At 59.2% G+C, this 13,484-nt stretch carries 14 protein-coding genes; 9 read left to right on the top strand and 5 right to left on the bottom strand.

Annotated features, from left to right (window positions below; genetic code table 11):
- The first annotated feature begins 110 nt into the window (after window positions 1-110).
- Both EJA70_RS14265 and EJA70_RS14260 read left to right on the top strand, forming a co-directional pair.
- On the top strand, window positions 111-557 hold the full coding sequence (locus EJA70_RS14265) for a DUF4879 domain-containing protein (RefSeq protein ID WP_008084603.1): 447 nt from the start codon (window positions 111-113) through the stop codon (window positions 555-557).
- 67 nt (window positions 558-624) lie between these two features.
- Window positions 625-1,170: a DJ-1 family glyoxalase III gene (locus tag EJA70_RS14260; RefSeq protein WP_158831536.1), complete on the top strand. Its 546-nt coding sequence runs from the start codon at window positions 625-627 to the stop codon at window positions 1,168-1,170.
- 8 nt (window positions 1,171-1,178) lie between these two features.
- Here the strand turns inward: EJA70_RS14260 and EJA70_RS14255 are convergent, their stop codons facing one another.
- A complete protein-coding gene (locus tag EJA70_RS14255; RefSeq protein WP_158831534.1) occupies window positions 1,179-1,424 on the bottom strand; it encodes a HigA family addiction module antitoxin in 246 nt (81 codons plus the stop codon).
- A complete protein-coding gene (locus EJA70_RS14250; protein WP_158831532.1) occupies window positions 1,424-2,680 on the bottom strand; it encodes an MFS transporter in 1,257 nt (418 codons plus the stop codon). The genes EJA70_RS14255 and EJA70_RS14250 overlap by 1 nt, the downstream gene beginning before the upstream one ends.
- Before the next feature lie 550 nt (window positions 2,681-3,230).
- On the opposite strand from EJA70_RS14250, the gene EJA70_RS14245 reads away from it, so the two are divergent.
- The 3 genes from EJA70_RS14245 (at window position 3,231) to EJA70_RS14235 (ending at window position 5,925) form a co-directional block, all read left to right on the top strand.
- Complete coding sequence (locus tag EJA70_RS14245) at window positions 3,231-4,676, top strand: cytochrome ubiquinol oxidase subunit I (RefSeq protein WP_158831530.1); 1,446 nt, start codon at window positions 3,231-3,233, stop codon at window positions 4,674-4,676.
- A gap of 3 nt (window positions 4,677-4,679) precedes the next feature.
- The gene (cydB, locus tag EJA70_RS14240) at window positions 4,680-5,687 is read left to right on the top strand and encodes a cytochrome d ubiquinol oxidase subunit II (protein WP_008084613.1); all 1,008 of its coding nucleotides are present in this window, start codon (window positions 4,680-4,682) and stop codon (window positions 5,685-5,687) included.
- Between the two features lie 70 nt (window positions 5,688-5,757).
- Entirely contained in the window at window positions 5,758-5,925 is a 168-nt protein-coding gene (locus tag EJA70_RS14235) for a DUF2474 domain-containing protein (protein ID WP_008084615.1), read from the top strand.
- A gap of 73 nt (window positions 5,926-5,998) precedes the next feature.
- Here the strand turns inward: EJA70_RS14235 and EJA70_RS14230 are convergent, their stop codons facing one another.
- Both EJA70_RS14230 and EJA70_RS14225 read right to left on the bottom strand, forming a co-directional pair.
- Window positions 5,999-7,123 carry a class I SAM-dependent methyltransferase gene (locus EJA70_RS14230; RefSeq protein WP_158831528.1) on the bottom strand — a complete coding sequence of 375 codons (1,125 nt, stop codon included), beginning with the start codon at window positions 7,121-7,123 and terminating at the stop codon, window positions 5,999-6,001.
- A gap of 173 nt (window positions 7,124-7,296) precedes the next feature.
- Entirely contained in the window at window positions 7,297-8,010 is a 714-nt protein-coding gene (locus EJA70_RS14225) for an autoinducer binding domain-containing protein (protein ID WP_158831526.1), read from the bottom strand.
- A gap of 318 nt (window positions 8,011-8,328) precedes the next feature.
- On the opposite strand from EJA70_RS14225, the gene EJA70_RS14220 reads away from it, so the two are divergent.
- A complete protein-coding gene (locus tag EJA70_RS14220) occupies window positions 8,329-9,105 on the top strand; it encodes a ferredoxin--NADP reductase (RefSeq protein ID WP_158831524.1) in 777 nt (258 codons plus the stop codon).
- Window positions 9,106-9,148: 43 nt separating this feature from the next.
- Here the strand turns inward: EJA70_RS14220 and mscL are convergent, their stop codons facing one another.
- Window positions 9,149-9,565: a large-conductance mechanosensitive channel protein MscL gene (gene mscL, locus EJA70_RS14215; RefSeq protein WP_008084629.1), complete on the bottom strand. Its 417-nt coding sequence runs from the start codon at window positions 9,563-9,565 to the stop codon at window positions 9,149-9,151.
- A 286-nt stretch (window positions 9,566-9,851) separates the two neighbouring features.
- On the opposite strand from mscL, the gene katB reads away from it, so the two are divergent.
- The 3 genes from katB to radA are packed head-to-tail and all read left to right on the top strand — an operon-like array spanning window position 9,852 to window position 13,416.
- Window positions 9,852-11,393 carry a catalase KatB gene (gene katB, locus EJA70_RS14210; RefSeq protein WP_158831522.1) on the top strand — a complete coding sequence of 514 codons (1,542 nt, stop codon included), beginning with the start codon at window positions 9,852-9,854 and terminating at the stop codon, window positions 11,391-11,393.
- Window positions 11,394-11,453: 60 nt separating this feature from the next.
- Window positions 11,454-12,002, top strand: coding sequence for an ankyrin repeat domain-containing protein (locus EJA70_RS14205; protein WP_158831520.1), 549 nt, complete (start codon window positions 11,454-11,456; stop codon window positions 12,000-12,002).
- 46 nt (window positions 12,003-12,048) lie between these two features.
- On the top strand, window positions 12,049-13,416 hold the full coding sequence (radA, locus tag EJA70_RS14200) for a DNA repair protein RadA (RefSeq protein WP_008084632.1): 1,368 nt from the start codon (window positions 12,049-12,051) through the stop codon (window positions 13,414-13,416).
- Window positions 13,417-13,484 lie beyond the last annotated feature (68 nt).

Below are 13,484 nucleotides of genomic sequence, written 5' to 3'. Positions count from 1 at the left end.
ACCAGCAGCGTGAGGAATATGGCGGTTGTTGGTGTCGATCGTCGGCGAAGTTTTGCCTCGCGGCCAACTGCGCCATACTGCGCGCTGTTTTTTCGGGGGATAGGGATCGTATGAGCAAGCGCTGGATGAAGGCTTTCGGGCTGATCGCCGTTTTGATGACCGCAGCGTCAGGTGCCTGGGCTGCGTCGGCGCCGCCCTTGAGCCAGTTGAAGGTGTTGAAGGTCGAGTCGCCCAAGTGCGGCTTTGAAGACATCGCCGAGGGCCAGGAACAGACGCGCTGCGATCACAGTGGTCCGAATATCAAGGTCTACGTGCTGGAAGTCGGTTATGGCCGCGAAGCGCATGTGGCACTCGACGGTTTTGAAATCAACGGCACACGAACGCCGGTCTGTGCCTACGACAACGGCAACCTGACTGAATGCACGGTTGGCCGCAATACCGTGGGCTATCTGTATGTGCTCGACCTGGCCGGTAAACAGGATGGCCTCTTTACTTTCAGCAACACGTCGATCAACGCGCCGGGCAACAGGATGTCGACGCAGCTTTACATCAAGTAACGCCTGTCGCTGAACAGGGCCGGGCAAAGCTGACTACGCTGTGAGGATCACCCAGCGGACAGCGCCCATGACCTTTAGAGCCCTGATTACCCTCGCCGAGGGCATCGATGATCTGCAAAGCGTGACCCTGATGGATGTGCTGCGCCGCGCCGGCATCGAAGTGGTCGCCGCCAGCATCGAGGGAAGGCGCATGTTGACCTGCGCTCGCGGTACGCGCCTGACCGCCGACGGCATGTTGATCGATGTGCTGGCGCAGACTTTCGATCTGATCGTCCTGCCCGGCGGCGCCGTCGGTGCGCAGCATCTGGCCGCGCATCAACCTCTGCAACAACTGCTCAAGGATCAAGCCCGCGGGGGCCGCCTGTTCGCCGCCATCGCCGAAGCCCCGGCCGTCGCCCTGCAAACCTTCGGTGTATTGCGCCAGCGGCGCATGACCTGTTCGCCCAGCGCCAGCCATCAACTGTCAGGCTGCTCTTTTGTTGATCAACCGGTCGTTGTCGACGGCAACTGCATCACCGCGCAAGGCTCCGGCGCAGCCCTGGAGTTTGCCCTGACGCTGGTCGAACAACTCGGCGGCAAGGCCTTGCGAGCGAAAGTGGCGGGGGATTTGTAGGGGCGTTCTCAGGCGTGTGCCGCGATAGGTTCAATCACTGGTTGTTCTCGATGCTCCGCTTGCCACAGATCGTAGTCAGTTTGGACGCCTAGCCACACGCGCGCCTTGCCAATGCCGGCACGCTCAAGTCTTACGGCCAGATCCGGGCTGATCGGGGCATGTCCGTGCAATACGCGTGAAAGATATGGGCGTGCGAAGCCCAGATGCCGTGCCAATTCGGTAACGCTGATACCTAGCTCGGGCAAAATATCCATCAGCAGGGTTTCACCGGGGTGCGGCGCACTTCTTCCACCGGCACATGCATCCGATCGCGATTAGCCAGCGTCGGAAACAACTTGATCCACGTCCCCGTCACCACCAGCGTGCCGATCCCGCCCATGACCACCGCCGGTACGGTGCCGAACCAGTGGGCGGTGAGCCCGGATTCGAATTCGCCCAACTGGTTCGAGGCGCCGATGAACAAGCCGTTCACCGCGCTGACCCGGCCGCGCATTTCGTCCGGGGTTTCCAGTTGCACGAAAGAGGCGCGGATCACCATGCTGATCATGTCAGCCGCGCCGAGCACCACCAGCACCGCCAACGAGAACCAGAACGAGGTCGACAGGCCGAAGGCGATGGTCGCCACGCCGAAAATGCCGACTGCGGTGAACATCACCCGACCGACATTGCGTTCCACCGCAAACCGCGCCAGAAACAGCGACATCGCCAGCGCGCCGACCGCCGGTGCCGAGCGCAGCAGGCCGAGGCCCCACGGCCCGGTCAGCAGGATGTCCTTGGCGAACACCGGCAACAACGCCGTCGCGCCGCCAAGGAGCACCGCGAACAGGTCCAGCGAAATCGCCCCGAGAATGTCCGGGCGGCTGCGAATGAAGCGAATCCCCGCGAGCAACGAATCCAGCGTGGCTTTGCCTTTGTTCAACGGCGTTTGCCGCGCGGGCAGGTTGAGCATCAAGGTGCAGGCAATGACGTAGAGCAGCACCGTCGGGCCATAGACCCAGACGCTACCGAACGCGTAAAGCAAACCGCCCAGCGCCGGGGCAACGATGGTTGCCGACTGTTGCGCCGATTGCGCCGCCGCCACCGCGCGGGGGAACAGCGCTGTGGGCACGATGCTCGGCAGCAGCGCCTGAGTGGTGGGCATTTCGAAGGAGCGCGCCGCGCCGAGCAAAAAGGCGAGGATGAAGATCATCTCGCGAGTGACATGATCGGTGGCGCTGCCGATGGCCAGCGCCAAGGCAATCAACGCCTGCAATGACTGACAGATCGCCGCGACCTTGCGCCGGTCGTAGCGGTCGGCGACATGCCCGGTGTGCAGCATGAACAGCACGCGCGGGGCGAATTCGACCAGACCGACCAGCCCCAGATCGAGGACGTTGCCAGTCAGTTGATAGAGGTTCCAGCCAATTGCCACGGTGAGCATCTGAAAACCGCTGGCGGTGAAAATCCGCGCCAGCCAGAACGCAAGGAAAGGGCGATGGTGACGTAACAGCAGGGGCTCTTGGCTGGGCATCTGAGGGCAGGTCTGGTTCGGGGGGAACCGCGAGATTATCACCAGTCTGTAACAGGAAGTTGCTATGACAAAAAATTTAGTTAGCCAGACATCGATCTCTTCATTGATCACAAATCACCCTGTGGTGAGGGGATTTATCCCCGATGGGCTGCGAAGCGGCCCCAAATCCATTCAACGCGCTTTCTCAGATTAATCGAGTCGCCTGATTCAGGGCTGCTTCGCAGCCCATCGGGGATAAATCCCCTCGCCACAGGGATCTCATTTACTTGAGAAATACGTTACGGGGTTTTGCCGCAGTTATGAGGCAACTTGTCACGCGGCAAACGACCACGCAGTTCATCGGCAAAAATGGGACTACTCTTTCAACGTTGCTTGATCCAGATCAAGACCCCAGACGGAATTGATCCGGCGGCCAGTTGGCCAGACTCCCTGCGTTGCGATGGTTGTTTAAAAAGAACGAATCAGAATTCGCCGCACTCCATATCCGTGGGGGCAGTAGGCGCAGGGGCCACAAGCCCCACAGCCGGTATTACCTGACAGAGGAAGCCATATGTTCGGTTTAGAGGCACTAGATCTCGCCCGAATTCAGTTCGCGTTCACCATCTCGTTCCACATCCTGTTCCCGGCCATCACCATCGGTCTGGCGAGTTACCTCGCCGTACTCGAAGGCCTGTGGCTGAAAACCCGCAACGACACCTACCGTGACCTCTACCATTTCTGGTCGAAGATCTTTGCCGTCAACTTCGGCATGGGCGTGGTTTCGGGGCTGGTCATGGCCTATCAGTTCGGCACCAACTGGAGCCGTTTCTCGGACTTCGCCGGTGCCGTCACCGGGCCGTTGCTGACCTATGAAGTACTCACGGCATTCTTCCTCGAGGCCGGTTTCCTTGGGGTCATGCTGTTCGGCTGGAACAAGGTCGGGCGCGGGCTGCACTTCTTCTCCACCGTCATGGTAGCCATCGGCACGCTGATTTCGACCTTCTGGATTCTCGCGTCCAACAGCTGGATGCAAACCCCGCAGGGCTTCGAGATCATCAACGGCCAGGTGATTCCGACCGATTGGCTGGCGATCATCTTCAACCCGTCGTTCCCGTACCGCTTGATGCACATGGCGACGGCGGCGTTTGTGGCCACGGCATTCTTCGTCGGCTCCTCGGCGGCCTGGCATTTGCTGCGCGGCAAGGACAACCCGGCGATTCGCACCATGCTCTCGATGGCGATGTGGATGGCATTGATCGTTGCACCGATTCAAGCCGTCATCGGCGACTTCCATGGTCTGAATACGCTCGAACACCAACCGGCAAAAATCGCCGCGATCGAAGGCCACTGGGAAAACAAAGGTGACGAAGCCACGCCGCTGATCCTGTTCGGCTGGCCGGACATGAAAGAAGAGAAAACCAAGTTCGCCGTGGAAATCCCCTACCTCGGCAGCCTGATCCTCACCCACTCGCTGGACAAACAGGTGCCGGCGCTCAAGGAATTCCCACCGGAAGACCGGCCGAATTCGACCATCGTGTTCTGGTCGTTCCGGGTCATGGTCGGCCTCGGCTTCCTGATGATCTTCACCGGTCTGTGGAGTTTGTGGCTGCGTAAACGCGACACGCTCTACACGTCGCGGCCATTCCTCTATCTGGCGTTGTGGATGGGGCCATCCGGTCTGATAGCAATTCTGGCGGGCTGGTTCACCACTGAAATCGGCCGTCAGCCGTGGGTGGTCTACGGGCTGATGCGCACGGCGGATGCGTCTTCCAACCACAGTTTCATGCAGATGAGCATCACGCTGATCATGTTTGTGGTGGTGTATTTCGCGCTGTTCGGTGCCGGTCTTGGCTACATGATGCGCCTGGTGCGCAAAGGGCCGAAGATCAGCGAAGGCGCAGAAACGCCCGACGGTGGGCCAGGCAAGCAGCGTACACCGGCGCGTCCGTTGTCCGCCGCCGACGATTCGGCCGACGCCGATCACGACGACACCCCCAGCCTGACCAAGGAGATTTGAGCCATGGGTATTGATCTTCCGCTGATCTGGGCCGTGATCATCATCTTCGGCATCATGATGTACGTGGTCATGGACGGCTTCGATCTGGGCATCGGGATTCTCTTCCCGTTCATCCCCGGCAAGGTCGACCGTGACGTGATGATGAACACCGTCGCCCCGGTCTGGGACGGCAACGAAACCTGGCTGGTACTGGGTGGCGCGGCGTTGTTTGGCGCGTTCCCGCTGGCTTATTCGGTGGTGTTGTCGGCGCTGTATCTACCGCTGATTTTCATGCTGATCGGTTTGATCTTCCGCGGTGTGGCCTTCGAGTTCCGCTTCAAGGCCAAGGACGACAAGCGTCACCTGTGGGACAAGGCGTTCATCGGCGGTTCGGTGGCGGCGACGTTCTTCCAGGGCGTGGCGCTGGGCGCGTTCATCGACGGTTTGCCGGTGGTCAATCGGCAGTTTGCCGGCGGTTCACTGGACTGGCTGACGCCGTTCACGCTGTTCTGCGGTGCCGCACTGGTGGTGGCGTATGCCTTGCTCGGCTGCACCTGGCTGATCATGAAGACCGAAGGCAAGCTGCAAGAACAGATGCACAATCTGGCCCGGCCTCTGGCGTTCGTGCTGCTGGCGGTGATCGGTGTCGTCAGCCTGTGGACGCCGCTGGCTCACCCGGAAATTGCCTCGCGCTGGTTCAGCATGCCTAACCTGTTCTGGTTCATGCCGGTGCCGATTCTGGTGCTGGTGACGATGTACGGCCTGATCCGCGCGGTGGCGCGTAACGCCAACTACACGCCATTCCTGCTGACGCTGGTGCTGATTTTCCTCGGCTACAGCGGCTTGGGCATCAGCCTGTGGCCGAACATCGTGCCGCCGTCGATCTCGATCTGGGACGCCGCCGCACCGCCGCAAAGTCAGGGCTTCATGCTGGTGGGCACGCTGTTCATTATCCCGTTCATCCTGGGCTACACCTTCTGGAGCTACTACGTGTTCCGCGGCAAGGTCACCCACGAAGACGGCTATCACTAAACCTGTGGGAGCGGGCTTGCCCGCGATGGCGTCGGTAGCGGCGCCATCGATCTGACTGAGGATCGCAACAATGACCGGCAAACATTCCCTGCACGACATTGAACAAGCCGAAAAAAAACCGCTGTGGCAGCGGCTCGGCTGGCTGGCCCTGATCTGGGTCGGCAGTGTCGGCGCGCTGTTCATCGTCGCCAGCCTGATGCGCATGTTCATGAATGCCGCAGGTCTGACCACGCACTGAATCATCCCCGTCCCGGCGCCTTCGGGTACGGCTTTGCAACCCTCCTCAAGGAGGGTTTTTTTTGCCTTGAGGATTATTTACGGGCTTTGAGAATCACGAACTTCGGTGTCGCCGCCACTTGCTCGACGCCACGGAACAGCCGCGCCAGCTTGCTGTGATAACCCAGATGACGGTTGCCGACGATGTACAACGCACCGCCCACTACCAGCGCCTCGCGGGCCTGCTGGAACATGCGCCAGGCGAGGAAATCGCCGACCACTTGCTGTTGATGGAACGGTGGATTGCACAGCACCACGTCCAGCGATTGCGCGTCCTGCCCGGCCAGGCCATCGCCGGCCCGCACGATGACGTCGCGATCACCCAGGGCGGCTTGCCAGTTTTCAGCGGCCGATTGCACCGCCATGAACGACTCGTCGACCAGTGTGTACTGCGCGTCGGGGTTTTGCAGGGCACTGGCAATCGCCAATACACCGTTGCCGCAGCCGAGATCGGCGACGCGGGCGCTACCGAGGTTTTTCGGTAGATGCGGGAGGAAGGCGCGGGTGCCGATGTCCAGGCCTTCGCGGCAGAACACGTTCGCGTGGTTGAGCAGTTCGATCGCTGGCTCGTCGAGACGATAACGCGTCGGGTAGGGCGAAACGGCGGCGGCTTTGACCTGCGGCGTAGCGATCAGCAGTCGAGCTTTTTTCACCGCCAGAGAGGCTTGTACCGGGCCAATGTAGCGCTCCAGCAAATCGCCGGCGGCACGTGGCAAGTGCTTGACCATGGCGGCCGCGACCACTTCGGCTCCGGGGGCGAGCTGCCCCTGCAGGCGAATCAGTTGCTCTTCCAGCAGTGCGAGGGTTTTCGGCACCCGGATCAATACCCGGTCAAATGGCCCGATCAACGGCGCGCTGGCAGGTGTCGGGCGGATCGCGTCGAACGCGTGGCTGTTGCGCAGCAGATTTTTTTCCAGGCCTTGAAAGCCCAGAAACGAGTCGCCGCTGCTGCTCACGTCGACCTTGCCGAGAAGGCTGGCTGCCAGTGCGCCGAAGCTGTCATTGAGCACCAGCACACGCGTGCTCGCCGCCGGCTGTTGCGCAGCCAGATGATTGAGCAGGTATTCGTCGGCAGCGTCGAAAGCTTGCAGCGGTTCGTTCTGCTGCTCGGGCTGGCGGATCAGATCGAGTTGGGCGAAAGGGGTATCGAGCAAAGGCATGGGGCGGGGACTCAGGGTAATCGAGGGGTGTCCCGCAGCCCTGATGTGCGGCGGAACCGACCGAGTGCACAGCAACACGTAACGCGCGCGTTATTACTCAGGAAGGTCACAAATGGTACTTTTTTTTCACTGTAAATACTTGCAAGTTTTCAGCCGGGTGGGTGCTCGGGCACTCAGATGATTCCGGCTCGGGCCGCGGCAATGACCGCAGAAATCTTGTTACAAACGTTGAGCTTCACGATGATGTTCTGCACGTGGTAGTTCACGGTGCGCTCGCTGAGGCTGAGAATGCGCGCGATCTCGTAAGCGGTTTTACCGGAGGCGGACAGTTGCAGCACCTCCAGCTCTCGCGGCGACAAATGGGCCGGTTTCGGTTTGCAGGCCCGGGCGGGCAGGGTGCTGATGAAAAGCTCGGTCAAATGGCTGGTGACAAAGTGCATGTAACCTACATGTTCATAAAGCTCCAGCGGACTGATCTCGCAATCTTTTCTCGCCAGGCTCAGGGTGCTGCGTACCGCTTGTTCCTCATTATGAAAAGACTGCGACCAACCGTATCGAAGCCCTTCCTGCTGCAAGGCCCGCCAGAGGTTGGGCGCATTGGCGTAGGCGCTTTTGCTCCATACCAACGGCAGCATCGAGTTTCTGCAATGGGCGATGACCGGATCGGCTTCATGGTCATTGTCCCGTTCGCATCGACGGTTCCAGTCGTTGGAGTAGTTACTGATTTCCAAAGTCTTGAAATGTGGTTGATGATGGGTTGAGGCAACCGTGACGGCGCAAAAGTTGAAGCCGATGTTCTTCGAGAAGTTCTCCAAAATCGGGTAGGCCGTATCTATCCCTCGTGCAAAAGACAACTGCCTCAACTGCGATTCCTTCCACAATTCCATTTCGAACGCTCCATGTGTGTTGCTTGGGGGTGCGATGGATCCAATACGCACGAAATCGAGTGTAGGACGCTTCCTACAAAGTGGTGTGAATTTTTTTGCTCTTTAAAAGTTGGTGTATTTGGATAAAACGCTATTAGCGTACTTGTCGCTTATATGAAGGTCGACATTTTAATAGGCAAATGTTCTTTCTGGCTAGTTGTGTAATTAGTACGCGTTGTTCTAGTTAGATGAAGCGCTGCGTAATACCACTACAAAATGGCGGTTTTAACCTGCACTTCTTTGCGAGAGACTAGGGCAACCGCCAAATGGAGCGCCCACATGACTGCCAGCGCAGACAAGTTCACTCGCCAGACCCTGCTCGATGTACAGCCGCTGACGCCGAATCTGTTCACCTTGCGTACCACTCGCGACGCGGGCTTCAGATTTCGCGCCGGTCAGTTCGCCAGGCTCGGCGTCACCAAGGCTGACGGCAGCACGGTTTGGCGTGCCTACTCGATGGTGTCTTCACCGTTTGACGAATTTCTCGAGTTCTTTTCCATCGTCGTGCCGGGTGGCGAGTTCACCAGTGAGCTGAGCCGTCTCGAGGTGGGGGATACACTGCTGGTGGAGCGTCAGGCCTTCGGTTATCTGACCCTTGATCGCTTCGTCGACGGGCGCGACCTGTGGTTGTTATCCACAGGCACCGGTGTCGCGCCGTTTCTGTCGATCCTGCAGGACTTCGAGGTGTGGGAGAAATTCGAGCGGATCATTCTGGTGTACAGCGTGCGCGAGGCGCGAGAGCTGGCTTATCAACAGCTGATTGCCGAGCTGACGCAGCGGGATTATCTGGCTGACTACGCCCACAAGTTGCAGTTCATCCCGACCGTGACCCGTGAAACGCATCCGGGCGCGCTGAATGGCCGGATCACCACGCTGATCGAAAATGGCGAGCTGGAGCGCGCGGCAGGCGTGGAGCTGTCGGCGGAGCATTCGCGGGTCATGTTGTGCGGCAATCCGCAGATGATCGACGACACTCGCGCGTTGCTCAAACAACGGCACATGAGCCTGAGCCTGACCCGCCGGCCCGGCCAGGTCGCCGTGGAAAACTACTGGTAAAAAAAACGGCGCCACCAGGGCGCCGTTTTTTGTACTGGCCGGTTTATTGCGGCCGGTTGTTCTGCGCCTTGAGCAGGTCGCGGATCTCGCCCAGCAGCTCTTCTTCTTTAGTCGGAACCGGTGGCAGGCTAGGGGCCACGGCCTCTTCGCGCTTGAGGCGGTTGATGGCTTTGACGCCCATGAAGATGGCGAAAGCGACGATCACGAAGTCCAGAATAGTCTGGAGGAATTTGCCATAGGCCAGCACCACCGCAGGCGCCGAGCCTTCGGCGGCCTTGAGCGTGACGGCAAGGTCACTGAAGTCCACCCCACCGATCAACAGGCCGATCGGCGGCATGATGACGTCACCGACAAACGACGAAACAATCTTGCCGAAGGCCGCACCGATGATGATACCGACGGCCATGTCGACCACATTGCCTTTGACCGCGAAGGCCTTGAACTCACTTAGCACGCCCATAGGTTATTTCCTTGTTACAGATGAGTTTGGTGTACGCAGTGTAAATCAGCAAAACGCGTCCTGCGCGAAACACCTTCTTACAATGCCCGTTTTTACCGACACAAGAATCGACGATTAGTTTGCAAAGTGCCACTAATCGCGCGCGAAATACGCCTTAACCCGCTGAACAGGAAGCCATTTTTTTCCATCGCCCGGGTGGGAAGATTCTATTTATGTTCTCGGTGCAGGACCTCTAGCCTCTGGTTGGCGCATCTGGATGCGCCCAAAACAACCAGAGGATCCTGATATGACTTCATCACTTGGCTTAGGGGCTTTTCCCCATCGCCGCACCCTTGGCGTACTCACCGCCAGCCTCCTGAGCTTTTCCGTCAACGCCGCGCCGCTGACCCGCGATAACGGCGCAACGGTTGGTGACAACCAGAACTCGCAAACGGCCGGCGCCAACGGCCCGGTGCTGTTGCAGGACGTGCAACTGATTCAGAAGTTGCAGCGCTTCGACCGTGAGCGCATTCCCGAGCGCGTGGTGCACGCCCGCGGTACCGGTGCCCATGGCACGTTCACCGTGACCAATGACCTCAGTGACCTGAGCAAGGCCAAGGTATTTGCTGCCGGCCAGAGCACCCCGGTGTTCGTGCGCTTCTCGGCGGTGGTCCACGGCAACCATTCGCCGGAAACCCTGCGTGATCCGCGTGGTTTCGCCACCAAGTTCTACACCGCTGACGGCAATTGGGACTTGGTCGGCAATAACTTTCCGACGTTCTTTATTCGAGATGCGATCAAGTTTCCCGACATGGTCCATGCCTTCAAACCCGATCCGCGAACTAACCTCGATGATGATTCGCGTCGTTTTGATTTCTTCTCGCATGTACCGGAAGCCACCCGGACATTAACCGAGTTGTATTCCAACTCCGGTACGCCCGCCAGTTATCGTGAAATGGACGGTAATGGTGTGCACGCCTACAAGTTGGTCAATGGTAAAGGCGAAGTGCACTACGTCAAGTTTCACTGGAAGAGTTTGCAGGGTATAAAAAACCTGTCGCCCAAAGAGGTCGCGAAAGTTCAAGGTCAGGACTACAGCCATATGACCAATGACTTGGTGACGAATATCAATAAAGGTAATTTCCCCAAGTGGGGCTTGTACGTCCAGGTACTGAATCCGCAGGATTTGTCCAAGTTTGATTTCGATCCATTGGACGCCACCAAGATCTGGCCGGGTGTTGCTGAGCGAAAAGTTGGACAAATGGTGCTCAATCGCAATCCTGCGAACGTGTTCCAGGAGACCGAGCAAGTGGCCATGGCACCGGCCAATGTCGTGCCCGGAATCGAGCCTTCCGAAGATCGTTTGCTGCAAGGTCGCGTGTTCTCCTACGCCGATACGCAAATGTATCGCCTCGGCGCCAATGCCCTGCAATTGCCAATCAACGCACCGAAGGTTGCCGTCAATAACGGTAATCAGGACGGTGCCATGAACGTCGGCGCGAGTAACTCCGGGGTGAACTATCAGCCGAGCCGACTGCAACCGCGTGAAGAAACGCAAACTGCGCGTTACAGCCAATCAGCCCTGGCTGGAAATACTCAGCAAGCGAAAATTACTCGAGAGCAGAATTTCAAGCAGGCCGGTGATCTGTATCGCTCGTTCAGCAAACAGGAACGCCGCGATCTGATTGAGAGCTTTGGCGGCTCGCTGGCTACCACCGATGACGAGAGCAAGCACATCATCCTGTCCTTCCTTTATAAGGCCGATCCGGAATACGGCACCGGCGTGACGAAAGTGGCCAAGGGTGACCTTAGCCGGGTCAAGGCCCTGGCCGCCAAACTGGTCGACTGATAGCCATGTAGTACCGGCGGGGCCTGAGGCAGGCCCCGCTTCTGCGAAAGGACATAGCCCATGCGTGTTTATCTTTTTTTACTGTTCAGCCTGTTGTCGCCCGGTGTGTTCGCGGCGCCGCTTGAGCAGCAGGATCCGGTCGCGATCAAGGCCCAACTGCAGGACTACTATTTCGACGCGGCCCGACGCGGTGATGTACCGATGCTCGACACGTTCATCGAGTCCGGATACGCCCTCGATACTCGTGACGACAAAGGCTACACCGCATTGATTCTGGCGGCCTATCACGGTCAGGCGCAGGCAGTGGAGCGCTTGCTCGCCGCGGGTGCCGATGCTTGTGCCCAGGATCAGCGCGGCAATACGGCGCTGATGGGTGCCATTTTCAAAGGTGAGTTGCAGATTGCCCGGCGCTTGATGGCCACCGATTGCAGCCCTGATCAGCGCAACGGTGCCGGGCAGACGGCGGCGATGTACGCCGGGCTGTTCAAGCGCCTGGAACTGCTCGATGCCTTGAAAGCCAAGGGCGCCGACCTGAATGCCGAAGACCCGTTGGGCAACAGCGCCGCGCGTCTGGCCAGCGGCGAAATCCGCACGGCTGCGCCGCGCTGACGAGTGGCGTCTGCGTTATCATCGCGGTTTTGCCCCGGGGGTTCTGATGGCCAAGGCCAAGCGCATGTACGGCTGCACCGAGTGCGGCGCAACCTTTCCCAAGTGGGCCGGGCAGTGTGGGGAATGTGGTGCCTGGAACACCCTGACCGAAACCATGATCGAAAGTGGCGGTGCCACGGCGCCGTCCGGTCGCACCGGCTGGACCGGCCAGCAGGCACAGATCAAAACCCTGGCCGAAGTCAGTGTCGAAGAAATTCCGCGTTTTTCCACGGCCTCCAGTGAACTGGATCGCGTGCTCGGCGGCGGTCTCGTCGACGGTTCGGTGGTGTTGATCGGCGGTGATCCGGGCATCGGTAAATCGACGATTCTGTTGCAGACCCTGTGCAACCTCGCCAAGAGCATGCCGGCCCTCTACGTCACCGGCGAAGAATCCCAGCAGCAAGTGGCCATGCGCGCCCGCCGTCTCGGCTTGCCGCAGGATCAACTGCGGGTAATGACCGAAACCTGTATCGAAACCATCATCGCCACCGCCCGCCAGGAAAAGCCCAAGGTGATGGTGATCGATTCGATTCAGACGATCTTCACCGAACAGTTGCAATCGGCACCCGGCGGCGTCTCTCAGGTACGTGAGAGTGCAGCGCTGCTGGTGCGTTACGCCAAGCAGAGCGGTACGGCGATTTTCCTCGTCGGCCACGTGACCAAGGAAGGCGCACTGGCCGGCCCTCGCGTGCTCGAACACATGGTCGACACCGTGCTGTATTTCGAAGGCGAATCCGATGGACGTCTGCGTTTGCTGCGCGCGGTGAAAAACCGTTTCGGCGCGGTCAACGAACTGGGCGTGTTCGGCATGACCGACAAGGGTTTGAAAGAAGTCTCCAACCCTTCGGCGATTTTTCTCACGCGCGCGCAGGAAGAAGTCCCGGGCAGTGTGGTAATGGCGACGTGGGAAGGCACGCGACCGATGCTGGTGGAAGTGCAGGCGCTGGTCGATGACAGTCATCTGGCCAACCCGCGACGGGTGACGTTGGGGCTGGATCAGAACCGTTTGGCGATGTTGCTCGCGGTTTTGCATCGCCACGGTGGAATTCCGACACACGATCAGGACGTGTTTCTCAACGTGGTCGGTGGGGTGAAGGTGTTGGAAACGGCATCAGACCTGGCGCTGATGGCGGCGGTCATGTCGAGCTTGCGCAACCGGCCATTGCCGCATGATCTGCTGGTGTTCGGTGAAGTCGGCCTGTCTGGCGAAGTGCGTCCTGTACCCAGTGGCCAGGAGCGCCTGAAGGAAGCCGCGAAGCATGGCTTCAAGCGCGCGATCGTGCCCAAGGGCAATGCGCCAAAGGAATCCCCGCCGGGCTTGCAGATCATCGCCGTAACGCGCCTCGAACAGGCCCTCGACGCCCTCTTCGAATAACCAGAGATTCCCTGTAGGGGCTGCCGCAGGCTGCGATCTTTTGATTTTGGTTTTCAAGATCAAAAGAT

Source organism: Pseudomonas sp. PB103 (assembly GCF_009764635.1).
In the GTDB taxonomy this organism is placed as follows: domain Bacteria; phylum Pseudomonadota; class Gammaproteobacteria; order Pseudomonadales; family Pseudomonadaceae; genus Aquipseudomonas.
This window is presented reverse-complemented; position numbering and strand designations above follow the sequence as displayed.

Excerpts from the sequence above, each read along its gene's own strand:
- EJA70_RS14265 (WP_008084603.1), top strand. The coding sequence starts at position 111 with ATGAGCAAGCGCTGGATGAAGGCTTTCGGGCTGATCGCCGTTTTGATG.
- EJA70_RS14260 (WP_158831536.1), top strand. The coding sequence starts at position 625 with ATGACCTTTAGAGCCCTGATTACCCTCGCCGAGGGCATCGATGATCTG.
- EJA70_RS14255 (WP_158831534.1), bottom strand. The coding sequence starts at position 1,424 with ATGGATATTTTGCCCGAGCTAGGTATCAGCGTTACCGAATTGGCACGG.
- EJA70_RS14250 (WP_158831532.1), bottom strand. The coding sequence starts at position 2,680 with ATGCCCAGCCAAGAGCCCCTGCTGTTACGTCACCATCGCCCTTTCCTT.
- EJA70_RS14245 (WP_158831530.1), top strand. The coding sequence starts at position 3,231 with ATGTTCGGTTTAGAGGCACTAGATCTCGCCCGAATTCAGTTCGCGTTC.
- cydB (WP_008084613.1), top strand. The coding sequence starts at position 4,680 with ATGGGTATTGATCTTCCGCTGATCTGGGCCGTGATCATCATCTTCGGC.
- EJA70_RS14235 (WP_008084615.1), top strand. The coding sequence starts at position 5,758 with ATGACCGGCAAACATTCCCTGCACGACATTGAACAAGCCGAAAAAAAA.
- EJA70_RS14230 (WP_158831528.1), bottom strand. The coding sequence starts at position 7,123 with ATGCCTTTGCTCGATACCCCTTTCGCCCAACTCGATCTGATCCGCCAG.
- EJA70_RS14225 (WP_158831526.1), bottom strand. The coding sequence starts at position 8,010 with ATGGAATTGTGGAAGGAATCGCAGTTGAGGCAGTTGTCTTTTGCACGA.
- EJA70_RS14220 (WP_158831524.1), top strand. The coding sequence starts at position 8,329 with ATGACTGCCAGCGCAGACAAGTTCACTCGCCAGACCCTGCTCGATGTA.
- mscL (WP_008084629.1), bottom strand. The coding sequence starts at position 9,565 with ATGGGCGTGCTAAGTGAGTTCAAGGCCTTCGCGGTCAAAGGCAATGTG.
- katB (WP_158831522.1), top strand. The coding sequence starts at position 9,852 with ATGACTTCATCACTTGGCTTAGGGGCTTTTCCCCATCGCCGCACCCTT.
- EJA70_RS14205 (WP_158831520.1), top strand. The coding sequence starts at position 11,454 with ATGCGTGTTTATCTTTTTTTACTGTTCAGCCTGTTGTCGCCCGGTGTG.
- radA (WP_008084632.1), top strand. The coding sequence starts at position 12,049 with ATGGCCAAGGCCAAGCGCATGTACGGCTGCACCGAGTGCGGCGCAACC.